This window comes from Streptomyces sp. NPDC048507 (assembly GCF_043199995.1).
Lineage (GTDB): Bacteria > Actinomycetota > Actinomycetes > Streptomycetales > Streptomycetaceae > Streptomyces.
Map to the genome: position 1 here is coordinate 64,874 of NZ_JBICWZ010000017.1, position 22,081 is coordinate 86,954.

22 protein-coding genes are annotated in these 22,081 nt (G+C 72.0%); 15 read left to right on the plus strand and 7 right to left on the minus strand.

Going from position 1 to position 22,081, the window contains the following annotated elements; all coding sequences use genetic code 11:
- Positions 1 to 222 precede the first annotated feature (222 nt).
- A complete protein-coding gene (locus ACGFXC_RS31685) occupies positions 223 to 426 on the minus strand; it encodes a cold-shock protein (RefSeq protein ID WP_007265804.1) in 204 nt (67 codons plus the stop codon).
- A gap of 238 nt (positions 427 to 664) precedes the next feature.
- Between ACGFXC_RS31685 and ACGFXC_RS31690 the strand changes: the two genes are divergently transcribed.
- From ACGFXC_RS31690 to ACGFXC_RS31705, 4 genes are all read left to right on the plus strand, one after another.
- Complete coding sequence (locus tag ACGFXC_RS31690; protein WP_393718324.1) at positions 665 to 1,528, plus strand: menaquinone biosynthetic enzyme MqnA/MqnD family protein; 864 nt, start codon at positions 665 to 667, stop codon at positions 1,526 to 1,528.
- A gap of 379 nt (positions 1,529 to 1,907) precedes the next feature.
- Positions 1,908 to 3,668 (plus strand): serine/threonine-protein kinase, encoded by a 1,761-nt coding sequence (locus ACGFXC_RS31695; RefSeq protein WP_393718325.1) that lies wholly within the window; start codon positions 1,908 to 1,910, stop codon positions 3,666 to 3,668.
- Positions 3,669 to 3,741: 73 nt separating this feature from the next.
- Positions 3,742 to 4,941, plus strand: a complete 1,200-nt coding sequence (mqnC, locus tag ACGFXC_RS31700; RefSeq protein ID WP_393718326.1) for a cyclic dehypoxanthinyl futalosine synthase — start codon at positions 3,742 to 3,744, stop codon at positions 4,939 to 4,941.
- A gap of 6 nt (positions 4,942 to 4,947) precedes the next feature.
- Positions 4,948 to 5,601: a hypothetical protein gene (locus ACGFXC_RS31705; RefSeq protein ID WP_393718327.1), complete on the plus strand. Its 654-nt coding sequence runs from the start codon at positions 4,948 to 4,950 to the stop codon at positions 5,599 to 5,601.
- A gap of 24 nt (positions 5,602 to 5,625) precedes the next feature.
- On the opposite strand, the gene ACGFXC_RS31710 is transcribed toward ACGFXC_RS31705, so the two are convergent.
- A complete protein-coding gene (locus tag ACGFXC_RS31710) occupies positions 5,626 to 6,384 on the minus strand; it encodes a DUF3152 domain-containing protein (protein ID WP_393718328.1) in 759 nt (252 codons plus the stop codon).
- A 168-nt stretch (positions 6,385 to 6,552) separates the two neighbouring features.
- Here ACGFXC_RS31710 and ACGFXC_RS31715 point away from each other — a divergent pair, with 168 nt between their 5' ends.
- Together ACGFXC_RS31715 and ACGFXC_RS31720 are read left to right on the plus strand one after the other, a co-directional pair.
- Complete coding sequence (locus tag ACGFXC_RS31715; RefSeq protein ID WP_393718329.1) at positions 6,553 to 7,245, plus strand: demethylmenaquinone methyltransferase; 693 nt, start codon at positions 6,553 to 6,555, stop codon at positions 7,243 to 7,245.
- Between the two features lie 6 nt (positions 7,246 to 7,251).
- Entirely contained in the window at positions 7,252 to 8,178 is a 927-nt protein-coding gene (locus ACGFXC_RS31720; RefSeq protein WP_393718330.1) for a glutaminase, read from the plus strand.
- A gap of 60 nt (positions 8,179 to 8,238) precedes the next feature.
- Here the strand turns inward: ACGFXC_RS31720 and ACGFXC_RS31725 are convergent, their stop codons facing one another.
- Positions 8,239 to 8,769, minus strand: a complete 531-nt coding sequence (locus tag ACGFXC_RS31725) for a GNAT family N-acetyltransferase (protein ID WP_393718331.1) — start codon at positions 8,767 to 8,769, stop codon at positions 8,239 to 8,241.
- A gap of 99 nt (positions 8,770 to 8,868) precedes the next feature.
- On the opposite strand from ACGFXC_RS31725, the gene ACGFXC_RS31730 reads away from it, so the two are divergent.
- On the plus strand, positions 8,869 to 10,152 hold the full coding sequence (locus tag ACGFXC_RS31730; protein WP_393718332.1) for a geranylgeranyl reductase family protein: 1,284 nt from the start codon (positions 8,869 to 8,871) through the stop codon (positions 10,150 to 10,152).
- Positions 10,153 to 10,210: 58 nt separating this feature from the next.
- Here the strand turns inward: ACGFXC_RS31730 and ACGFXC_RS31735 are convergent, their stop codons facing one another.
- From ACGFXC_RS31735 to ACGFXC_RS31750, 4 genes are all read right to left on the minus strand, one after another.
- Positions 10,211 to 10,663 (minus strand): DNA-binding protein, encoded by a 453-nt coding sequence (locus ACGFXC_RS31735; RefSeq protein ID WP_393718333.1) that lies wholly within the window; start codon positions 10,661 to 10,663, stop codon positions 10,211 to 10,213.
- On the minus strand, positions 10,660 to 10,902 hold the full coding sequence (locus ACGFXC_RS31740) for a hypothetical protein (RefSeq protein WP_393718334.1): 243 nt from the start codon (positions 10,900 to 10,902) through the stop codon (positions 10,660 to 10,662). The genes ACGFXC_RS31735 and ACGFXC_RS31740 overlap by 4 nt, the downstream gene beginning before the upstream one ends.
- Positions 10,903 to 10,971: 69 nt before the next feature.
- Positions 10,972 to 11,262 carry a hypothetical protein gene (locus ACGFXC_RS31745; RefSeq protein WP_393718335.1) on the minus strand — a complete coding sequence of 97 codons (291 nt, stop codon included), beginning with the start codon at positions 11,260 to 11,262 and terminating at the stop codon, positions 10,972 to 10,974.
- Positions 11,263 to 11,412: 150 nt separating this feature from the next.
- A complete protein-coding gene (locus ACGFXC_RS31750) occupies positions 11,413 to 12,288 on the minus strand; it encodes a C40 family peptidase (RefSeq protein WP_393718336.1) in 876 nt (291 codons plus the stop codon).
- An 831-nt stretch (positions 12,289 to 13,119) separates the two neighbouring features.
- On the opposite strand from ACGFXC_RS31750, the gene ACGFXC_RS31755 reads away from it, so the two are divergent.
- The 8 genes from ACGFXC_RS31755 to nuoH are packed head-to-tail and all read left to right on the plus strand — an operon-like array spanning position 13,120 to position 22,056.
- The gene (locus tag ACGFXC_RS31755; protein ID WP_045946775.1) at positions 13,120 to 13,479 is read left to right on the plus strand and encodes an NADH-quinone oxidoreductase subunit A; all 360 of its coding nucleotides are present in this window, start codon (positions 13,120 to 13,122) and stop codon (positions 13,477 to 13,479) included.
- 15 nt (positions 13,480 to 13,494) lie between these two features.
- Positions 13,495 to 14,049 (plus strand): NADH-quinone oxidoreductase subunit B family protein, encoded by a 555-nt coding sequence (locus ACGFXC_RS31760; RefSeq protein WP_007265818.1) that lies wholly within the window; start codon positions 13,495 to 13,497, stop codon positions 14,047 to 14,049.
- On the plus strand, positions 14,046 to 14,768 hold the full coding sequence (locus ACGFXC_RS31765; RefSeq protein ID WP_393718337.1) for an NADH-quinone oxidoreductase subunit C: 723 nt from the start codon (positions 14,046 to 14,048) through the stop codon (positions 14,766 to 14,768). Before ACGFXC_RS31760 ends, ACGFXC_RS31765 begins: the two co-directional genes overlap by 4 nt.
- A complete protein-coding gene (locus tag ACGFXC_RS31770) occupies positions 14,768 to 16,102 on the plus strand; it encodes an NADH-quinone oxidoreductase subunit D (protein ID WP_393718338.1) in 1,335 nt (444 codons plus the stop codon). Before ACGFXC_RS31765 ends, ACGFXC_RS31770 begins: the two co-directional genes overlap by 1 nt.
- The gene (gene nuoE / locus ACGFXC_RS31775) at positions 16,099 to 16,848 is read left to right on the plus strand and encodes an NADH-quinone oxidoreductase subunit NuoE (protein WP_393718339.1); all 750 of its coding nucleotides are present in this window, start codon (positions 16,099 to 16,101) and stop codon (positions 16,846 to 16,848) included. The genes ACGFXC_RS31770 and nuoE overlap by 4 nt, the downstream gene beginning before the upstream one ends.
- Positions 16,848 to 18,197 (plus strand): NADH-quinone oxidoreductase subunit NuoF, encoded by a 1,350-nt coding sequence (nuoF, locus tag ACGFXC_RS31780; RefSeq protein ID WP_393718340.1) that lies wholly within the window; start codon positions 16,848 to 16,850, stop codon positions 18,195 to 18,197. The genes nuoE and nuoF overlap by 1 nt, the downstream gene beginning before the upstream one ends.
- A complete protein-coding gene (locus ACGFXC_RS31785; protein WP_393718341.1) occupies positions 18,194 to 20,701 on the plus strand; it encodes an NADH-quinone oxidoreductase subunit G in 2,508 nt (835 codons plus the stop codon). Before nuoF ends, ACGFXC_RS31785 begins: the two co-directional genes overlap by 4 nt.
- A complete protein-coding gene (nuoH, locus tag ACGFXC_RS31790) occupies positions 20,698 to 22,056 on the plus strand; it encodes an NADH-quinone oxidoreductase subunit NuoH (RefSeq protein ID WP_393718342.1) in 1,359 nt (452 codons plus the stop codon). The genes ACGFXC_RS31785 and nuoH overlap by 4 nt, the downstream gene beginning before the upstream one ends.
- Positions 22,057 to 22,081 lie beyond the last annotated feature (25 nt).

Here is a 22,081-nt window from a genome sequence, read left to right on the forward strand (position 1 = left end):
CCGCGCTGCGCCGGGGGGCCCCCCGCCCCGGGCCCGGGCGGGGGGGGGGCCGGGGGGCCCCCCCCCCCGGGGCCCCGGCCCCCGCGGGGTCCCCGGGCCACTGGCGTTCCGGCCTGAACGGCCGGAACGGGAAAGGCAGGAGCCCCGCCTCCTCCGCTCGCACGGAGGAGACAGGGCTCCTTGGGTACTGCTAATCCAACCGCGATCCGGTCGGCCAGGCGACTAGGCCGGGGTTACGTTCTCCGCCTGCGGGCCCTTCGGACCCTGCGTGACGTCGAAGTTCACCTGCTGGTTCTCCTCCAGGGAGCGGAAGCCAGAGGCGTTGATCGCGGAGTAGTGGACGAAGACATCCGGGCCGCCGCCGTCCTGGGCGATGAAGCCGAAGCCCTTTTCAGCGTTGAACCACTTCACGGTTCCGGTAGCCATGAGCCCTCCTATGGGCCAAAGGGTCGCCCTGCTCCAGAACCTGCTAAGAAGTCTGAAAACTACAAAAGCCCGCGGGTCACATGCTCCGCAGGCTTCGTACTGCAAGGGAAACCAAAACTGCAACTTGCGTCGAGCCTAGCACGCACCCTCGGGGCGAGACCAGAGGGAAAGATCACGTCACCCGGACGTTTGAGACCCGCCTGATCGCTGACGGAGAGGCGGGGGCTAGTCTCGCGATGTGGACGTCTATCGCAGCCGGCCCCGCGTCGGCCACATCCAGTTCCTGAACTGCCTGCCCCTCTACTGGGGACTGGCCCGCACCGGCACGCTGCTGGACATGGAGCTGACCAAGGACACTCCCGAAAAACTCAGCGAGCGCCTCGTACGGGGCGAGCTGGACATCGCCCCCATCACCCTCGTGGAGTTCCTCCGCAACGCCGACCAGCTCGTCGCCTTCCCCGACCTCGCGGTCGGCTGCGACGGCCCCGTCATGTCCTGCGTGATCGTCTCGCAGGTCCCGCTGGAGCAGCTGGACGGCGCCCGGGTCGCCCTCGGATCGACCTCGCGGACCTCCGTACGCCTCGCCCAGCTGCTGCTCTCCGAGCAGTACGGGGTCCGGCCCGACTACTACACCTGCCCCCCTGACCTGGGGCTCATGATGCAGGAGGCCGAGGCGGCGGTGCTGATCGGCGACGCCGCGCTGCGCGCGTCGCTGCACGACGCCCCCCGCCTCGGGCTGACCGTGCACGACCTGGGGCAGATGTGGAAGGACTGGACGGGACTGCCGTTCGTCTTCGCCGTCTGGGCCGCCCGCAAGGACTACCTCGCCCGTGAGCCGCAGGTGGTCCATGAGGCCCACGAGGCCTTCCTCGCCTCCCGTGACCTCTCCTTGGAGGAAGTCACGAAGGTCGCCGACCAGGCGGCCCGCTGGGAGGCCTTCGACGCCGAGCTGCTGGAGCGCTACTTCACCACCCTCGACTTCCGCTTCGGCCCCGAGCAGCTCGCCGGAGTGCGGGAATTCGCCCGGCGCACGGGTCCGGACACGGGGTACGCGGCGGATGTCGCCGTGGAGCTCCTGAAGGTGGCCCGGCCGCACCGCTGAGCGGGTTTATCCAGCCGATCTCCGGTGATCTCCGGCAGTACGGAACGGGGAATGTTCCGTTTGCCGGGAATTCGTTCCCCTTTCGCATTTCCGTCCCCCGGCCGTGAATAGGAACGGGGGCCGGGGGAGCCGCCGGCATTCGGCCGGAACGGGAACGGGCCGGCCGCCCCATTGGTCCGGCGGACCGCGAAGCGCTCCCGCGGTCCGCCGCCGCCCGCACCCGGTCCGGCGCGGTGCGCGCCCCCGTGCCGGGAGCCCCGGCGGAGCCCCGGCCCCGGCTCCGGGACGGTCTGCCCGCAGGGCTGGGCGCCGGCCCCGCGGGACGGCCTAAGGTGCTGCGTGTCGACGCGACACCACCAACTCGGGGACGGGGGACGCGATGCAGCCGCTCGAAGCCGGCGAGCCGCGGGTCATCGGCGCCTACCGGCTGCTCGGCCGGCTCGGCGCGGGCGGAATGGGCCGGGTCTACCTGGGGCGCAGCGCGGGCGGCCGGACCGTCGCCGTCAAGATCGTGCACCCGCACTTCGCCGCCGACGAGGAGTTCCGGGCCCGGTTCCGCCGCGAGGTGGAGGCCGCGCGGCGGGTCGGCGGGGAGTGGACCGCGCCCGTCCTGGACGCCGACCCGGAGGCGGCCGTGCCGTGGGTGGCGACCGGGTACGTGGCCGGGCCCTCGCTGGACCGCGCGGTGGCCGGGCACGGTCCGCTGCCCGGGCACTCGGTGCGGGCCGTCGGCGCGGGCCTGGCCCGGGCGCTGGTGGCGGTGCACGCGCTGGGACTCGTCCACCGGGACGTGAAGCCGTCCAACGTGATGCTGACCCTGGACGGGCCCCGGCTGATCGACTTCGGGATCGCCCGGGCCACGGACGGCACCGCCTCGCTGACCTCCACCGGGGTGTCCGTCGGCTCGCCCGGCTACATGGCCCCGGAGCAGATCCTCGGCAAGGGCGTCACCGGCGCCAGCGACGTGTTCTCGCTGGGCGCGGTGCTGGCCTTCGCGGCGACCGGCCGGCCCCCCTTCACCGGCGACAACTCCGCGACCCTCCTCTACAAGGTGGTCCACGAACCGCCGGAGCTGGACGCGGTGCCCGCCGGTGCGCTGCGCGAGCTCATCGCCGCCTGCCTGGCCAAGGATCCCGCCGGGCGGCCCGCGCCGCAGGACCTCGCGGCCGCGCTCGGCGGGGCCCTGGGCGCCCCGGGCTGGCTGCCGGGGCCGCTGGTGGAGGAGGCGAGCCGGGCGGCGGTGGCACTGCTGGACCTGGACGCGGACGCCGCCGGTACCGTCCCCGAGCCCCCGTCCGGGCCGGTGCCGTTCACGGAGGCTTCCTCCGGCGGGTCCGTCGGCGTCGGCTTCGGCACCCCCGACCCCTCGTACGGGGGCGGGCCCGCCTCCCCCTACTCCGCCGCGGCGGGCCCGTACGGCGGGGGCCGCGGGATGTACGGAGCGGGCGGCGCGTCCGGGCCGTCCGGTGCGGGGCACCCCGGCGCGGCCGTACCGGCGCAGCGCGGCGCCGAGGGCCGCGGGGCGAGCCTGCGCGTGGCGGGGCGCCGCTTCAGCTGCACCCTGGTGCTCGGCGCCGCCGCCCTGACGGTGGCGCTGGCCGGCGGGCTGTACGCGTCCGGGCTGCTGCCGGGCCTGGGCCCCGACGGGCGCCGCGAAGCGGCCTCCGGCAGCCCGGACCCGAGCCGGACCCCGCTCCCGGCCGGGTCCGTCCCGGCCGTCCCGCCCGGCTCGGACGCGGCGTCGCCCCCGGCCACGGGCGCCCCGCCCAAGGGCACCCGCAGCGACGTGCCCGAGGCGCTGACCGGCACCTGGAGGGGCACCGTCACCACCGCCCGCATGGGCGTGCCCAGCCAGTTCGAGATCACCATCAAGGCGGGCCGGGTCGGCGAGGACGTCGGCCGGGACAGGTCCGTGATCGACCTCCTGGACACCGACTGCGCGGGGGACTGGAAGCTGGTCTCCGCCACCGACCGTTCCCTCGTCCTGGACTCGTCGGGCGGCCCCAACCCCGCCCCCGGCATCTGTTCGGACGGCTCCGCCGACGAGCGCTTCACCCTCAACGCGAACGGGACCCTCCACTACCGCTCGGGCGACCGGGCCGCCGGGAACCCCGAGGGAGACCTGACCCGTAGCCCCTGACGAGCACGCACCGCCCCTGGCGTAGGCTGGATCGGTCCGGACCCTTGACACACCGCCGAAAGGTGACGCACCGGTGACCGACCAGGCCGCTCTCCAGTCTGTCCTCGACCGCGCCGCCGCAGGGGGCCGGATCACCAAGGAAGAGGCGCTCGACCTCTACCGGCACGCTCCGCTGCACGCGCTCGGCCAGGCCGCCGACGCCGCGCGGCGCCTGCGCTACGCCGGTACGGAGCACATCGCGACGTACATCATCGAGCGCAACATCAACTACACCAACGTGTGCGTCACGGCGTGCAAGTTCTGCGCCTTCTACGCGGCCCCCAAGGACACCAAGAAGGGCTGGTCCCGCGACCTCGACGACATCCTGCGCCGCTGCGCGGAGACCGTCGAGCTGGGCGGCACGCAGATCATGTTCCAGGGCGGGCACCACCCGGACTACGGCGTGGAGTACTACGAGGAGCACTTCTCCGCCATCAAGAAGGCCTACCCCCAGCTGGTCATCCACTCCCTCGGCGCCTCCGAGGTCGACCACATGGCCCGCATCTCCGGCGTCCCGGCGCAGGAGGCCATCCAGCGGATCCACGCCGCCGGCCTGGATTCCTTCGCGGGCGCGGGCGCCGAACTGCTCCCGGAGCGGCCGCGCAAGGCGATCGCCCCGCTCAAGGAGTCCGGCGAACGCTGGCTGGAGATCATGGAGATGGCGCACGGCATGGGGGTGGAATCCACCTCCACCATGCTGATGGGCACCGGCGAGACCAACGCCGAGCGCATCGAGCACATCGCCATGATCCGTGACACGCAGGACCGCACCGGCGGCTTCCGCGCGTTCATCCCGTACACGTACCAGCCCGAGAACAACCACCTCAAGGGCCGGACCCAGGCGACGGTCTTCGAGTACCTGCGGATGATCGCCATCGCGCGGCTCTTCCTCGACAACGTCGCGCACATCCAGGGGTCCTGGCTGACCGTCGGCAAGGAGGCGGGCCAGCTTTCCCTGCACTACGGCGCCGACGACCTCGGATCGATCATGCTGGAGGAGAACGTGGTCTCCTCGGCCGGTGCCAAGCACCGCTCGAACCGGCAGGAGATCATCGACCTGATCCGCAAGGCGGGGCGCGTTCCGGCGCAGCGCGCGACGACGTACGAGCACCTCCTCGTGCACGAGGACCCGGCGAACGATCCCGTCGACGACCGCGTCGTCTCCCACATCTCCTCGACCGCCATCGAGGGCGGCACCGCGCACCCCGAGCTGAAGCTCATCTCCACGAACTGACGCCCGATGCTGACGCTGCACACCGCCGGACTCCTCCTCGCCGGACCGGGATCCACACCGCTCGCGGGCGGCGCGGTCCTCGTCGAGGGCGACCGGATCGTCCGTACCGGCCCGTTCGAGGAGCTCGCCGCCGCGGCCCCGCACGCCCGGGTCCGCCGCTGGCCCGGGATGCTCACCCCGGGGCTGCTGGTGCGCGGCGCGGACGAGCTGCTGGAGCGGACGTACTACCCGGACGACCCGTACGAGATCGCCGAGCTGGGCGCCGCCCCGATCACCGGGGCGGCGGCGCTCGACGCCCTGGGGATGACCGGGGCCCGCTGGGGCAACAGCGCCCGGCGCGGCACGCAGAAGCTCCTCGCGCGCGGGGTGGTCGCCGTCGCCGGGCGGTTCACCGTCCCGTCGGTGCGCACCGCCGTGGTCCGCTCGGGCCTGACCGTGCTGGCGCCGCTGCCGCCGTTGCCGTGCGGGGGAGCGCCGTCCCTGGACCCGCTCGCCGGGACGGCGGACCCCGGGGAGGCCTTCCACGGGGTGCTGGAGGCGGGGGCCGCGGCCCGGTTCGCGGTGTTCGCGGTCGCCGGTCCGGCGGAGCTGCTGGAGCGGGGCGCGACGACCTGCGTGGCCACCGTCATCGGTGGCCGGCTGCTGCACCGCCGCCGCTGATCCGGGGCCCGGCCGGGGCCGGGCTCAGGGGACGGGCGGGCCCGCCAGGTAGGTGCCGTCCGCGGCGTACGGCCAGGCGTTCGGGGTGCAGCCGAGCAGGCCCTTGATCTGCTGCATCATCGCCGGGGCGGGTGCGCCGGGGCGCGGGCAGGTCTCGTGCTCGTGACCGAGCTCGTGGCCCACCTCGTGGTTGACGATCAGCGCCCGGTACTCGGCCACCGGCCCCGCGAACTGCGGGGACCCCTCCTGCCAGCGCTTGAGGTTGACCACGACGGTGTGGCCCACCCGGCAGTTGGTCTCCCCGACGAGCTCCGGGGTGACCACCTCGCACAGCCGGTCGGTGGTGCCCGGGGAGGCGATCTTCACGGTGAAGTCCACCGGCTCCCCGCGCCCGGCCAGCCGGAAGCCGTTCGCGGGGTCGTGGATCCAGCCGCGCCGGTCCCCGAGGATCGCCTCGACGGCGCGGGCCGCCGCGTCGGCGTCCACCCCGCTGCCCCGCTCCGTCTCCACCCGCCAGCGCAGCGCGGGCCCCCGCCCCTGGGCCCGGCCGCTGACGGTGGAGGCCGTGAACCCCGGGGAGGCGGCCGTGGCCCCTTCCGGCGCGGGCCGCTGCGCGGGCCGTCCCGTGGGGCGGGCGTCGGCGGGCGGCTCCCCGCCCGGGCCGCCGCACCGGTAGGCCGCCACGCACAGGGCGGCTAACGCCCCCGCGGTCAGGAGCGTGCGGCGCAGCCGGCGCAGCCGCTCGCTGCGCCGGGCGCTGCTGACTGTCTTGCCTGTCGGCATCCTCGAAACCCTTTGTTCGCCATGTCCCCCCAGTGTGCCGGGCGCCGCTGTGGCCCCGCCGGACCGGTGGCCGGGGCGGGGCAGCGGTCCGGGCGGGGCGGCGGCCTGAGAGGATGGCCCCGTACCCGCCGACCCGCAGATCCACCGAGCACCGAGGGGCCAACGCCAGTGACAAGGGCTTCCCTGGACAAGCAGCCGCACGAAGTCGCCTCCATGTTCGACGGCGTGGCCGCGAACTACGACCTCACCAACGACGTCCTGTCCCTCGGCCAGGCCCGGCTGTGGCGCAAGGAGGTCGCCAAGGCGGTCGCCGCCCGCCCCGGACAGCTCGTGCTCGACCTGGCCGCCGGGACCGCGACCTCCTCGCTGCCCTTCGCCGCGACCGGCGCCTACGTCGTCCCCTGCGACTTCTCCCTCGGCATGCTCAGCGAGGGCAAGAAGCGCAACCCGTGGCTGCCGCTGACGGCGGGCGACGCGACGAAGCTGCCCTTCAAGGACGGCGTCTTCGACACCGTGACGATCTCCTTCGGGCTGCGCAACGTCCAGGACACCGACGCCGCGCTCGGCGAGCTGTACCGGGTCACCAAGCCCGGCGGCCAGGTCGTGATCTGCGAGTTCTCGCAGCCCACCTGGGCCCCCTTCCGGACCGTGTACACCGAGTACCTGATGCGCGCCCTGCCGCCGGTGGCCCGCACGGTCTCCTCCAACCCCGACGCGTACGTGTACCTCGCCGAGTCCATCCGCGAGTGGCCCGACCAGCCGGCCCTGGCCGCGCTCCTGCAGAAGGCCGGCTGGGGCAAGGTCGCCTGGCGGAACCTGAGCGGCGGCATCGTGGCCCTGCACCGCGGGGTCAAGGCGTAGCCGACGGTGGCGAACCGGCCCTACGACTACGCGGAACTCCTGGAGCGGATCGCGGCGGACGTCGCCCCGCTCGTGGGCAGCGGCACCCCCGCCGAGTACATCCCGGCCCTGGCTTCCGTCGACCCCGGGCAGTTCGGGATGGCCCTGGCCGACCTCGACGGCAACGTGTACGGGGCCGGGGACTGGCGGACCCCCTTCTCCGCGCAGTCCGTCACCAAGGTCTTCGCGCTGGCGCTGGCCCTGGCGGAGGGCGGCGACAGCCTGTGGGAGCGGGTGGGGCGGGAGCCGTCCGGCAACCCGTTCAACTCCCTCGTACAGCTGGAGTACGAGAGCGGCATCCCCCGCAACCCCTTCATCAACGCGGGGGCGCTCGTCGTCACCGACCGGCTGCAGACGCTGACCGGCGACGCGAGCAGCGAACTCCTGGACTTCCTGCGGCAGGAGAGCGGCAACCCGGAGATCGGCTTCGACGCGGAGGTGGCGGCCTCGGAACAGGAGCACGGCGACCGCAACGCGGCCGTCGCGCACTTCATGGCCTCCTACGGCAACCTCGACAACCCGGTGCCGGCGCTGCTCGACCACTACTTCTGGCAGTGCTCCATCGAGATGAGCTGCGGGGACCTGGCCCTGGCCGGGCGGTTCCTGGCCCGGCACGGGCTGCGGGCGGACGGCTCGCGGCTGCTGACGCGCAGCGAGGCGAAGCAGGTCAACGCGGTGATGCTGACCTGCGGGACGTACGACGCGGCGGGGGAGTTCGCCTACCGGGTCGGCCTGCCGGGCAAGAGCGGCGTCGGCGGGGGCATCATCGCGGTCGTCCCGGGCCGCTGCACCCTCGCGGTCTGGAGCCCGGGCCTGGACGCCCAGGGCAACTCGGTCGCGGGCGTCGCCGCCCTGGACCGCTTCACCACCCTCACGGGCCTGTCCGTCTTCTGACCCGCCCCCGGCCGGCCGGGGCCGCGGGCCCCGGGGGCCGGATCCCGGGGCCGGGCGGGGTCAGGCCCGCGTGAGGGGGAGTTCGTAGCGGCGGCCCTGGCGGCGGCCGCCCGGGAGCGGGAAGGTCCGCGCCAGCGTCATGCCGAGCCGCTCCGCCACCGCCGCCGAGCGGGTGTTCGCGTCGTCGATCATCGCCACCACCTGGGGAACCCCCGCCGCGCGCAGCCGCCGGAGCGTCTCCAGCGCGGCGGCGTACGCGTAGCCCCGCCCCCACGCGGAGCGCCCGAGCCGCCAGCCGATCTCGATCTCCCCGACCGGCCCCCACTCCTTCTCCGCCGGCCACGGCTGCGCCCCGGTGAAGCCGATGACCTCCCCCTGCGCGTCCAGCAGCGTCCACAGGCAGTAGCCGAGCCGGGCGTCGTGCATCCGCTGCCGGGCGGTGAACTCCTCGTACCGGGACAGCTCGGCCGGCCCGCCGAGGAACTCCATCACGTCGGGGTCGGCGAAGAGCCGGTGCCACTCGTGCGCGTCCTCGTCGGTCGGGACGCGCAGCCGCACGTCGGGGAGTGGCCGGATGGACGATGTGGTCATCGGGGCAGCCCTTCGGGTTCGCGATCTCTTGCGCTGAATAGACTGCGTCATGTTCCGTGCCGTTGGGCACCCCTTATCGAGCCTTCGGGAGACCCCGCAGTGACCGAGCCCCTCTCCGAACACTCCGCGGATGTGATCGTCGTCGGTGCCGGGCCCGCCGGCTCGACCACCGCCTACTACCTCGCCAAGGCCGGACTGGACGTCCTGCTCCTGGAGAAGACGGCGTTCCCGCGCGAGAAGGTCTGCGGGGACGGTCTGACCCCGCGCGCGACCAAGCAGCTGGTGTCCATGGGCATCGACGTCTCCGAAGAGGCCGGCTGGCTCCGCAACAAGGGCCTGCGCATCATCGGCGGCGGACAGCGCCTCCAGCTGGACTGGCCGGAACTGGCCTCGTACCCGGACTACGGACTCGTCCGCAAGCGCGACGACTTCGACGAGACCCTGGCCCGCCAGGCGCAGAAGGCCGGGGCCCGGCTGTACGAGCGCTGCAACGTCGGCGAGCCGGTCCGCGACCCCCGCACCGGCCACATCACCGGCGTGCAGGCGAAACTGGGCGAGGAGAAGACCCCGGTCACCTTCCACGCCCCGCTCGTCGTCGCCGCCGACGGCAACTCCTCGCGCATCTCGCTGGCGATGGGCCTGCACCGGCGCGAGGACCGCCCGATGGGCGTGGCCGTGCGCACGTACTTCACCTCGCCCCGGCACGACGACGACTACCTGGAGTCGTGGCTGGAGCTGTGGGACCGGCGCGGCACTCAGGACCGGCTGCTGCCCGGCTACGGCTGGATCTTCGGCATGGGCGACGGTACGTCCAACGTCGGCCTGGGCATCCTCAACTCCTCCTCCGCGTTCAAGGAGCTGGACTGGCGAGAGGTCCTCAAGGCCTGGTGCGCGTCGATGCCCGAGGACTGGGGCTACACGCCCGAGAACATGACGCAGCCGATCCGCGGCGCGGCCCTGCCGATGGCGTTCAACCGCCAGCCGCACTACACCAAGGGCCTGCTGCTGGTCGGTGACGCGGGCGGCCTCGTCAACCCGTTCAACGGCGAGGGCATCGCCTATGCGATGGAGTCGGGGCAGATCGCCGCCGAGGTCATCGTGCAGGCGCACGCCCGGGCCACGCCGGCCCAGCGCGAGCTGGCGCTGCACGGCTACCCGAAGGTGCTGAAGGAGACCTACGGCGGCTACTACACGCTGGGCCGCGCCTTCGTGAAGCTGATCGGCAACCCGAAGGTCATGAAGATCGCCGCCCAGCGGGGCCTGACGCACCCGGTGCTGATGCGGTTCACGCTGAAGATGCTGGCGAACCTGACCGACCCGACGGGCGGCGACGCGATGGACCGCGTCATCAACGGCCTCTCCAAGGTGGCCCCCAAGGCCTGACGGTGCATACCGGGCCGCGCGGCAGGAGGCCGGGCGGCCCGGCGCACGGCGGTCGCGCTCACACGTGGACGATCTTCACCTTCGGTGAGCCGGGAAGCACTTCGGCCGCCTTGCACAACGCCGGGATGTGCGACGTGTCGGAGGTGACGAGCAGTACCGGAGGCGTGCAGAGCGCGGCCGTGGCCACGACGAGCGCGTCCACGAGGCATTCGTGCCCGTCGAGGCCCGAGGCGTCCAGCAGTTTCGCCGCGGCGTCCGTCACCGCGTCGTTGACCGGTTTCACGTCGAACCGGGACAGCAGGAACTGGAGCCGCTCGGCGGCCTTGCCGGTGCGGCGGACCTCCAGGGGCGTCAGCGCGGACAGTGCCACGCGCCGGCCGCTCCGCTGGGCGACCTCGATGCGTGCACGCATGCTTTCGTCGCCGTCGCCCTCGACGTGCAGTGAAAGTCCCTGCGCGTCCAGGACGAGCGTGCCTTCGCTCTTGGCCTTGACCTTGAGGCGCTTGCTCACCACTCCTGTTCCGCCTGCCGCCGCGCTTCGGCGGAGACGGGGCCGAACGCCTTGCGGTCGGCGGTCACGACCTCGCGGAGCTTCTGCGCGGCGAGCCATTCCTCCAGGGCTTCGGCCACGACCGAGGAGAACCCGCTCTTGCCCGCGCGCTCCTCGACTTCCTTGATCAACGACTGGGCGAGCGACACGGATCTCTTGCCGGCCCGCTCGACGGACTGGGGTGCTGCGTGGCTGCTCATACCTAAAACGTACCACCGGCGGTAGGAAGTTTCCCGTCCGGCGGATCCCCGGTGGCTCCGGGGGGCGGCTCAGGCGTTCTCGGGGTTCTTGGGGGCGTCGGGGAGCGCGGGGGCGTCGGGGGTGGCGTGGACCGTGCGGACGCAGCGGGTCAGGAGCACCAGCCCGGACACCAGGAGGGCGCCCGACACCGTCCAGCCGAGGGCGAGCGTCAGGACGTGTCCGGGTTTGTGCCAGGGGCGGGCGGTGGTCAACAGCCAGCCGCCGACGGCGAGGAGGGCGAGCCCGGCGGCCGCCGGGACGGCGGTGGGGTCGGGGGCGGGGCCGGCGGTGCCGGGGGCCCCGGAGGAGCGTCTGCTCACCGGATCACCACCTCCAGGTCTTCGTTCGGCGCGCCCGCCCATCTTCGCAGGGCCCCGGCGCCCGCGGTACCCGGCTCCGGTACGCGGGCACGCCGGAGGGCCGGCACTCCCGAGCGGGGGAGTGCCGGCCCTCCGGCGCGAGCGCGGGGATCAGAGGACGCGGACGGCGCCCGTGGGCATGTCGTAGCTGAGGTTGCGCTCGACGACGCCGGTGCTGGGGTTCTGCGCACCGACGAACTTGCCGCCGCCGACGTAGATGGCGACGTGGTACGCGCTGCCCTTGGAGCCCCAGAAGAGGATGTCGCCGGGCTGGAGGTTGCTCAGCGAGACCGAGGTGCCGGCCAGGGACTGGTCCTGCGAGGTGCGGTCCAGGGAGATGCCGGCCTGGCGGTAGGCGGCCTGGACGAGGCCCGAGCAGTCGTACGCGGAGGAGCCGGTGGCGCCCATGACGTACGCCTTGCCGACCTGGGCGCGGGCGAAGTTGACGATGGCGGCGGCGGAGCCGGTCGCCTTGGACGTGGAACCGGTGCTGGAGCCGCTGCCGGTGCCCTTGGACGGGGCGAAGCCGCCGTCGTCGGACGCGGAGGCGCTGGCCAGCGTGGTGCGGCCGGAGCTGCGGCCCGCGCGCTCGGCGTCGGCCTTGCGGTCGGCCTCCTGCTTGGCCTTCTGCTCGGCGGCCTTGGTGGCGTCGTCCTTGGCCTGCTTCGCCTCGGCGGCGGCTCCCGTACGGGCGCTCTCCTCCTGGGCGTTCAGCTCGCCGGTGACGGCGGCCTCCACGGCGGCGACACGGGTGGTCTCGGCGGCCGTGTTGACGGCGTTGGAGACCTCGGTGCCGAGGTTCAGGTCGAGCACGGGCATTTCGAGCGTCGTCTCGGCGACGGGCTCGGGGGACGAGGGTGTCGCGCTCGCGGTGCCGGCCATGGCCAGCGTGCTGAGAACGCCACCGGCAACTCCGGCGCGTACCGCGAGCTTCGAGGCGCTACGGCGCGGCTTCCGGTGGCTGGGTATGTGAGCGGTGTGGGACATGAGAACAACCGCTATCAGGGGTGCGGGGTCCGCTTCAAGAAACGTGGTCTGCGCCACAGTTGCGGCTGGAGCCCGCGAACCGGCGGCGCACCGCCTCTTATTGACGCCGTAACGGGCTTAACGGACACCCTTTCACAAGCCTGTGATCATGGGGTTTCAGTATTAAGTCCGAATTGATCCACTGCCTACCATCCCGCCGCACAGATGGCCAAGCCCCCTTTCGACGGCCCTCGCGGGGTGTGTCGCAGGTCACAGTGACCTGCCGCCGTGAGGGCGCTGTGGCCGGTCCGTGATCCGACTGTGAAGTCCCCGTGCGGTTCGTGAACGGATGCACAGCATCCGGGTCCCCGCCGCCCGGCCGTCGACTCCCGGCCATCCGGTCCGCTCCGGCGGTCCCCGGCCGCCGCGGCGAGCCCCGTCCACTCCGGTACGCGGGCGTTCCCCCGTCCGAGGGGGGCGGATTCCTTTACCACTTGGGCCGCTGCCCCGCCAATTTGCCTGTGCTCGGCATCATTTGATAGAGCGCCACGCCCTCCACCTGCGACGACGGGCCCGGATGTCACCTTTGGTGATCATGTGGATGCCTTGCGTACGAAGATCACCACTCATCGGACTTCATGATCGTTCGTCAGGTGGTGGAGATCACAAACTCGGTGTTGTTACCCGTGTCGCAGATCACAGACCGGCAGGCATAAGATGCGCACCAGCCCGGCTTGTGAACTGCCTCACATGCGATCCCCCCGACCTGCGGGGCGATCTTCGCGAGGCGGAGCACTCGGCGCCGGAGCGCAGCGGTCCAACGGTCAAGGACGACTGGAAGGAGCGAGGAGCGTGAATGCGTACGCACCCATCCTCGTGCTCGGCGCCATCGGCGCAGGGTTTGCGATCTTCTCCGTGGTCATGGCCACGCTGATCGGCCCAAAACGGTACAACCGGGCGAAGCTCGAAGCCTACGAGTGCGGCATCGAGCCCACCCCGATGCCCGCCGGCGGCGGACGCTTCCCCATCAAGTACTACCTGACGGCGATGCTCTTCATCGTCTTCGACATCGAGATCGTCTTCCTCTACCCCTGGGCCGTCACCTTCGACTCCCTGGGGATCTTCGGGCTCGTCGAGATGCTCCTCTTCGTGCTCACCGTCTTCGTCGCCTACGCCTACGTGTGGCGCCGCGGCGGCCTGGAATGGGACTGAGGGGCTGAATTTTCCATGGGACTGGAAGAGAAGCTGCCGAGCGGCTTCCTGCTGACCACCGTCGAACAGGCCGCGGGATGGGTGCGCAAGTCATCCGTCTTCCCGGCGACCTTCGGCCTGGCGTGCTGCGCCATCGAGATGATGACCACCGGAGCCGGCCGCTACGACCTGGCCCGTTTCGGCATGGAGGTCTTCCGCGGTTCCCCGCGCCAGGCCGACCTGATGATCGTGGCGGGACGCGTCAGCCAGAAGATGGCGCCGGTGCTCCGGCAGGTGTACGACCAGATGCCCGCTCCCAAGTGGGTCATCTCCATGGGTGTTTGCGCATCTTCGGGCGGAATGTTCAACAACTACGCGATCGTCCAGGGCGTCGACCACATCGTCCCGGTGGACATCTACCTCCCCGGCTGCCCGCCCCGCCCCGAGATGCTGATGGACGCGATCCTCAAGCTCCACCAGAAGATCCAGGGTTCGAAGCTCGGCGTGAACCGGGAAGAGGCGGCCCGCGAGGCGGAGGAGGCGGCCCTCAAGGCCCTCCCCACCATCGAGATGAAGGGGCTCCTTCGGTGAGCGACGACCCCGCCGTCGAGAACGGCAGCAACCTCCCCGCCCCCCGCACCTCCGCCGGGCCCGAGGTCATCGGCGTGCGCAAGGGCATGTTCGGGGCGGACAAGGGCGGCGACACCAGCGGCTACAGCGGCCTGGTCCGCACCGTGGCCCTGCCCGGCGCCTCCGCCCGGCCCTACGGTTCCTACTTCGACGAGGTGGCCGACGAACTGGAGGGCGCGCTGGAGGAGCAGGACCTGGTCCCCGGCAACGCCATCGAGAAGACGGTGGTCGACCGGGGCGAGATCACCTTCCACATCGCCCGCGAGCACCTGGTACGGGTGGCCTCCACCCTGCGCGACGACCCGGCCCTGCGCTTCGAGCTCTGCACCGGCGTCAGCGGCGTCCACTTCCCCGGGGACAAGGGCCGCGAGCTGCACGCCGTCTACCACCTGCGCTCCCTCACCCACGGCCGGGTCGTCCGGCTGGAGGTGTCGGTGCCGGACGACGACCCGCGCGTCCCCTCGCTCGTCGCGGTCTACCCGACCAACGACTGGCACGAGCGCGAGGCGTACGACTTCTTCGGCATCGTCTTCGACGGCCACCCGGCCCTCACCCGGATCATGATGCCGGACGACTGGCAGGGCTTCCCCCAGCGCAAGGACTACCCGCTCGGCGGCATCGCGATCGAGTACAAGGGCGCCCAGATCCCGGCTCCCGACCAGCGGAGGTCGTACAGCTGATGAACACCCCCAACGCGTCGCACCACGCCTCCTCCCGGGAAACCACCGAGGGCACCGTCTACACCGTCACCGGCGGCGACTGGGACGAGGTCGTCCAGTCGGCGGCCCGCGCCGACGACGAGCGCATCGTCGTCAACATGGGCCCCCAGCACCCCTCCACCCACGGGGTGCTCCGCCTGATCCTGGAGATCGACGGCGAGACCGTCACCGAGGCCCGCTGCGGCATCGGCTACCTGCACACCGGCATCGAGAAGAACCTCGAATTCCGGAACTGGACCCAGGGCACCACCTTCGTCACGCGCATGGACTACCTGACGCCGTTCTTCAACGAGACCGCCTACTGCCTCGGCGTCGAGAAGCTCCTCGGCATCACCGAGCAGGTCCCGGACCGCGCCACCGTCATCCGCGTCCTGCTGATGGAGCTCAACCGGCTCTCCTCCCACCTGGTGTGCATCGCCACCGGCGGCATGGAGCTGGGCGCGACCACGATCATGATCTACGGCTTCCGGGACCGCGAACTCATCCTCGACGTCTTCGAGCTGATCACCGGCCTGCGCATGAACCACGCGTTCGTCCGCCCCGGCGGCCTCGCCCAGGACCTGCCCCCGGGCGCGGTCGACCAGCTGCGCGACTTCGTGAAGACCATGAAGAAGAACCTGCCGGAGTACGACAAGCTCGCCACCGGCAACCCCATCTTCAAGGCCCGCATGCAGGACGTCGGCTACCTCGACCTCACCGGCTGCATGGCGCTCGGCGCCACCGGCCCGATCCTGCGCTCGGCCGGCCTGCCGCACGACCTGCGCAAGGCGGACCCGTACTGCGGCTACGAGACCTACGAGTTCGACGTCCCCACCACCGAGAGCTGCGACTCCTACGGACGCTTCCTCGTCCGCCTGGAGGAGATGCGCCAGTCCCTGCGGATCGTCGAGCAGTGCCTGGACCGGCTGGAGCCGGGCCCGGTCATGGTCGCCGACAAGAAGATCGCCTGGCCCGCACAGCTCGCGATGGGACCCGACGGCCTCGGCAACTCCCTCGACCACATCAAGAACATCATGGGCACCTCCATGGAGGCCCTCATCCACCACTTCAAGCTGGTGACCGAGGGCTTCCGGGTACCGGCCGGCCAGGCGTACGCCGCCGTCGAATCCCCCAAGGGCGAGCTCGGGGTGCACGTCGTCTCCGACGGCGGCACGCGCCCCTACCGGGTCCACTTCCGCGACCCGTCCTTCACCAACCTCCAGGCCATGGCAGCGATGTGCGAGGGCGGCCAGGTCGCCGACGTCATCGTGGCCGTCGCCTCGATCGACCCCGTGATGGGAGGCGTCGACCGATGACAGACGTGCAACTGGGCATGCCGCAGCTGCCCGCCCCCGACTTCCCCGCGGAGGTCCGGGCCCGGCTGGAGGCCGACGCGGCCGAGGTCATCGCCCGCTACCCCGACAGCCGCTCCGCGCTGCTGCCGCTGCTGCACCTGACGCAGTCCGAGGAGGGGCACGTCTCGCGCACCGGCATCCGCTTCTGCGCCGAGGTGCTGGGACTGACCACCGCCGAGGTCACCGCGGTCGCCACCTTCTACACGATGTACCGGCGGGGGCCCTCCGGCGACTACCAGGTCGGCGTCTGCACCAACACCCTGTGCGCGGTGATGGGCGGCGACGCCATCTTCGACGAGCTCAAGCAGCACCTGGGCGTCGGCAACAACGAGACCACCCCCGACGGCAAGGTCACCCTCGAACACATCGAGTGCAACGCGGCCTGCGACTACGCCCCCGTCGTGATGGTCAACTGGGAGTTCTTCGACAACCAGACCCCCGAGTCCGCCAAGGCCCTCGTCGACGACCTGCTGGCCGGCCGCGCCGTCGAGCCGACCCGGGGCGCGCCGCTGTGCACGTACAAGGAGACCGCCCGGATCCTGGCGGGCTTCCCCGACGAGCGCGAGGGAGCGGTCGCGGCGAGCGGCGGCGCCGGTCCCGCCTCGCTGATCGGCCTGCGCATCGCCCGCGGCGAAACCCCGCACGCGCCGATCGTCCACCCGCGCGGCGAGTCCCGGGGCACCACCGCCACCGGGGGAGGGGAGTGATGACCGTGTCGACGGAACTGAGCAAGAACGGTACGAGTCCGGAGAAGCTCCTCGCGCCCGTCCTGTCGGCCTTCTGGGACGAGCCCGAGTCGTGGACGCTGGAGACCTACCGGCGCCACGAGGGGTACGAGGGCCTGCGCAAGGCGCTGGAGATGACCCCGGACGAGGTGATCGCGTACGTCAAGGACTCCGGACTGCGCGGCCGCGGCGGCGCCGGCTTCCCCACCGGGATGAAGTGGCAGTTCATCCCGCAGGGCGACGGCAAGCCGCACTACCTCGTCGTGAACGCGGACGAGTCGGAACCGGGGACCTGCAAGGACATCCCCCTGCTCTTCGCCAACCCGCACTCCCTCGTCGAGGGCATGATCATCGCCTGCTACGCCATCCGGTCGGAGCACGCCTTCATCTACCTGCGCGGCGAGACCGTCCCCGTCCTGCGCCGCCTGCACGAGGCCGTGCGCGAGGCGTACGCGGCCGGATACCTCGGCAAGGACATCGGCGGCAGCGGACGCAGCCTCGACATCACCGTGCACGCGGGCGCGGGCGCCTACATCTGCGGCGAGGAGACGGCCCTGCTCGACTCCCTCGAAGGCCGGCGCGGCCAGCCCCGGCTGCGGCCCCCCTTCCCCGCCGTCGAGGGCCTCTACGCCTGTCCCACTGTCGTGAACAACGTCGAATCCATCGCCTCGGTTCCCGCGATCCTCAACAAGGGCAAGGACTGGTTCAAGGCGATGGGGACGGAGAAGTCCCCCGGCTTCACGCTCTACTCGCTCTCCGGCCACGTCGTCGGCCCCGGCCAGTACGAGGCCCCCCTCGGCATCACCCTGCGCCAGCTCCTCGACATGAGCGGCGGGATGCGCCCCGGGCACCGGCTGAAGTTCTGGACCCCCGGCGGCTCCTCCACCCCCATGTTCACCGACGAGCACCTCGACGTCCCGCTCGACTACGAGGGCGTGGGCGCGGCCGGCTCCATGCTCGGCACCAAGGCCCTGCAGTGCTTCGACGAGACCACCTGCGTGGTCCGCGCGGTCACCCGCTGGACCGAGTTCTACGCCCACGAGTCCTGCGGCAAGTGCACCCCCTGCCGGGAGGGCACCTACTGGCTCGTCCAGCTGCTGCGCGACATCGAAGCCGGCAAGGGCGTCATGTCCGACCTCGACAAGCTGAACGACATCGCCGACAACATCAACGGCAAGTCGTTCTGCGCCCTCGGCGACGGCGCCGCCAGCCCCATCTTCTCCTCGCTGAAGTACTTCCGCGAGGAGTACGAGCAGCACATCACCGGCAAGGGCTGCCCCTTCGACCCCAAGAAGTCGACCCTCTGGGCTGACTCGGAGGTGAACGCATGACCGTCACCACGAACGCTCCGACCGGTGGCGGAGAGGCCGTCCTCCCGCCCGAGGACAGCGTGTCGCTGACCATCGACGGACTCGAACTGTCGGTGCCCAAGGGCACCCTCGTCATCCGGGCCGCCGAACAGCTCGGCATCGAGATCCCCCGGTTCTGCGACCACCCGCTCCTGCCCCCGGCCGGCGCCTGCCGCCAGTGCATCGTCGAGGTCGAGGGCCAGCGCAAGCCGATGGCCTCCTGCACCATCACCTGCACCGACGGCATGGTCGTCAAGACCCAGCTCACCTCCCCCGTCGCCGACAAGGCCCAGCGCGGGGTGATGGAGCTGCTGCTCATCAACCACCCGCTGGACTGCCCCGTCTGCGACAAGGGCGGCGAGTGCCCGCTGCAGAACCAGGCGATGTCCCACGGCAACGCCGAATCCCGCTTCGAGGGCCGCAAGCGGACCTACGAGAAGCCGGTCGCCATCTCCACCCAGGTGCTCCTGGACCGCGAACGCTGCGTGCTCTGCGCGCGCTGCACCCGCTTCTCCAACGAGATCGCCGGCGACCCGATGATCGAACTGCTGGAACGCGGCGCGCTCCAGCAGGTCGGCACCGGCGAGGGTGACCCCTTCGAGTCGTACTTCTCCGGCAACACCATCCAGATCTGCCCCGTCGGCGCCCTCACCTCGGCCGCCTACCGGTTCCGCTCCCGCCCCTTCGACCTCGTCTCCTCCCCGAGCGTGTGCGAGCACTGCGCGGGCGGCTGCGCGACCCGGACCGACCACCGCCGCGGCAAGGTGCTGCGCCGCCTCGCCGCCGAGGACCCCGAGGTCAACGAGGAGTGGATCTGCGACAAGGGCCGCTTCGCGTTCCGCTACGCGCAGCGCCCGGACCGGCTCACCACCCCGCTGGTGCGCGGCGCCGACGGGATCCTCGCCCCGGCGAGCTGGCCGGAGGCCCTGGAGGCCGCCGCCGCCGGGCTCGTCGCCGCGCGCGGCCGGGCCGGAGTGCTGACCGGCGGCCGGCTCACCGTCGAGGACGCGTACGCGTACGCCAAGTTCGCCCGGGTCGTCCTGGACACCAACGACATCGACTTCCGGGCCCGCGTGCACAGCGCGGAGGAGGCCGACTTCCTGGCCGCCTCCGTGGCCGGCAGCGGCAAGGACCTGGACGGCACGGGCGTCACCAACGCCTCCCTGGAGGCGGCCCCCACGGTGCTGCTCGCCGGGATCGAGGCCGAGGAGGAGGCCCCCGGGGTCTTCCTGCGGCTGCGCAAGGCCCACCGCAGGCACAAGCAGCGGACCTTCGCCCTGGCCCCCTTCGCCACCCGCGGCCTGGCCAAGGCGGGCGGCACCCTGCTGGCCGCGGCGCCCGGCACCGAACCCGCCTGGCTGTCGGCCCTCGCGACCCGCACCGGCCTGGAGGCCGGCGGGGCCGAGGCCGCCGAGGCGCTGCGCCGGCCCGGCGCGGTCATCGTGGTCGGCGAGCGGCTCGCCGGGGTCCCCGGCGCGCTGACCGCCGCCGTCCGCGCGGCCGCCGCGACCGGGGCCCGGCTGGTGTGGATCCCGCGCCGGGCCGGGGAGCGGGCCGCGCTGGAGGCGGGCGCGCTCGCCGCGCTGCTGCCGGGCGGGCGCCCGGCCACCGACCCGCGGGCCCGCGACGAGGTCGCCACCGCCTGGGGGCTGGACGAACTCCCGCACCGCTACGGCCGGGACACCGGGCAGATCGTGGAGGCGGCCGCCACCCGCGAACTGTCCGCCCTGCTGATCGGCGGCGTCGAGATCGACGACCTGCCGGACCCGGAGCGGGCCGTCACCGCGCTGAAGGAGGCCTTCGTGGTCTCCCTCGAACTGCGGCCCGGCGCGGTCACCGACCACGCGGACGTGGTCCTGCCGGTCGCCGCCGTCGCGGAGAAGTCCGGCACCTTCATCAACTGGGAGGGCCGGGTCCGGCCGTTCGAGGCCGCGCTGAAGCCCGACCAGATGACGCGGCGGCTGGCCCCCGCCGACGCCCGCGTGCTGCACATGCTGGCCGACGCGGCCGACCGGCCCCTCGCGCTGCCCGACGTCCACGCCGTACGGCGCGAGCTGGAGCGGCTCGGCCCCTGGGAGGGGGAGCCGGCGGCGGAGCAGTCCACCGTCACCGAGCCGCTGCCCCGCCCCGGGGCCGGCGAGGCCGTCCTCGCGGGCCACCGGCTGCTGCTGGACCGGGGCCTGCTCCAGGACGGCGACGACGCCCTGGCCGGCACCCGGCACGAGGCGAACGCCCGCCTCTCGGCCGCCACCGCCGCCGAGACCGGCGTCAAGGACGGCGACGTCCTCGCCGTCACGGGCCCGGCCGGCTCGGTGGAACTCCCGCTGCGGATCACCGACATGCCCGACCGGGTCGTGTGGCTCCCGCTGAACTCCACCGGCTCCGGCGTCCTCGCCGACACCGGCGCCCGCCCGGGCACCCTCGTGCGCATCGGTCCGGCGACCCCGGCCGGCGCAGGCGACACCACTGCGGAGGTGGACGCGTGAACGCGGTACAGCTCGCCGCGGAGGACCTTTCCCTCTTCGGCCGCGACGTCTGGTGGCTGGTCCTCGTCAAGGCGGTGTTCTGCTTCGCCTTCCTGATGGTGACCGTGCTCTTCTCCATCGTGTGGGAGCGCAAGGTCGTCGCCTGGATGCAGCTGCGCATCGGCCCCAACCGGCACGGCCCCTGGGGCATGCTCCAGTCGCTCGCCGACGGCGTCAAGCTGATGCTGAAGGAAGACCTGATCGTCAAGCGGGCCGACAAGGTGGTGTACGTCCTGGCCCCCATCATCGCGGCGATCCCGGCCTTCATGGCCATCGCGGTGATCCCCTTCGGCCCCTCGGGCAACGAGGTGTCGATCTTCGGACAGCGCACCACGATGCAGCTGACCGACCTGCCCATCGCGATGCTCTACGTCCTCGCGGTGGCCTCCGTCGGCATCTACGGCATCGTGCTCGCGGGCTGGTCCTCCGGCTCGACGTACCCGCTGCTCGGCGGCCTGCGCTCCTGCGCGCAGATGATCTCCTACGAGATCGCGATGGGCGCGGCCTTCGCCTCGGTCTTCCTCTACTCCGGGTCGATGTCGACCTCGGCGATCGTGGAGGCACAGGCGGACCGCTGGTACATCGTCCTGCTGCCGGTCTCCTTCATCATCTACGTCATCACGATGGTCGGCGAGACCAACCGCGCCCCCTTCGACATGCCGGAGTCCGAGGGCGACCTCGTCGGCGGCTTCAACACCGAGTACTCCTCCATCAAGTTCGCGCTGTTCATGCTGGCCGAGTACGTCAACATGGTCACCGTCTCCGCGGTCTCCGTCACCCTCTTCCTGGGCGGCTGGCGGGCTCCGGCGCCGATCTCCACCTACTGGGAGGGCGCGAACCACGGCTGGTGGCCGATGCTCTGGTTCGTCATCAAGGTCCAGCTCCTCCTCTTCTTCTTCATCTGGCTGCGCGGCACGCTCCCGCGCGTGCGCTACGACCAGCTGATGAAGCTCGGCTGGAAGGTGCTGATCCCCGTCTCGGTGGTCTGGCTGATGCTGGTGGCCACCGTCCGGGCGCTGCGCAACGAGGCGTACGACTTCAGCGCGATCGTCCTCTACGTGGGCGGGGCCGTCGTCGCGATCCTGCTGCTCTCCTTCGTCGCGGACCTCTTCCGCGACAAACGCCACAGGGCCGCCGCCGAGGAGGCCGGATCGGCCGCCGCGGCGGAGCCCTTCGACCCGATGGCGGGCGGCTTCCCCGTACCGCCCAAGCCCGGCCAGCACCTGGCACCCGTACCGCGCCGCAGGCCCCGCGCGGAGCGGGAGCTGATCGTCAGCGGCGGGGCGAACCCCGACAGTGACCGAGAGGAGGGTTGAGACGTGTCTGAGGAAAAGTGGCAGA

Bases quoted from the DNA above. Each gene is read 5' to 3' on its own strand.
- ACGFXC_RS31685 (WP_007265804.1), bottom strand. From the start codon at position 426: ATGGCTACCGGAACCGTGAAGTGGTTCAACGCTGAAAAGGGCTTCGGC.
- ACGFXC_RS31695 (WP_393718325.1), top strand. From the start codon at position 1,908: ATGCAGCCGCTCGAAGCCGGCGAGCCGCGGGTCATCGGCGCCTACCGG.
- ACGFXC_RS31705 (WP_393718327.1), top strand. From the start codon at position 4,948: ATGCTGACGCTGCACACCGCCGGACTCCTCCTCGCCGGACCGGGATCC.
- ACGFXC_RS31710 (WP_393718328.1), bottom strand. From the start codon at position 6,384: ATGCCGACAGGCAAGACAGTCAGCAGCGCCCGGCGCAGCGAGCGGCTG.
- ACGFXC_RS31725 (WP_393718331.1), bottom strand. From the start codon at position 8,769: ATGACCACATCGTCCATCCGGCCACTCCCCGACGTGCGGCTGCGCGTC.
- ACGFXC_RS31740 (WP_393718334.1), bottom strand. From the start codon at position 10,902: ATGAGCAGCCACGCAGCACCCCAGTCCGTCGAGCGGGCCGGCAAGAGA.
- ACGFXC_RS31750 (WP_393718336.1), bottom strand. From the start codon at position 12,288: ATGTCCCACACCGCTCACATACCCAGCCACCGGAAGCCGCGCCGTAGC.
- ACGFXC_RS31760 (WP_007265818.1), top strand. From the start codon at position 13,495: ATGGGACTGGAAGAGAAGCTGCCGAGCGGCTTCCTGCTGACCACCGTC.
- ACGFXC_RS31770 (WP_393718338.1), top strand. From the start codon at position 14,768: ATGAACACCCCCAACGCGTCGCACCACGCCTCCTCCCGGGAAACCACC.
- nuoE (WP_393718339.1), top strand. From the start codon at position 16,099: ATGACAGACGTGCAACTGGGCATGCCGCAGCTGCCCGCCCCCGACTTC.
- nuoF (WP_393718340.1), top strand. From the start codon at position 16,848: ATGACCGTGTCGACGGAACTGAGCAAGAACGGTACGAGTCCGGAGAAG.
- ACGFXC_RS31785 (WP_393718341.1), top strand. From the start codon at position 18,194: ATGACCGTCACCACGAACGCTCCGACCGGTGGCGGAGAGGCCGTCCTC.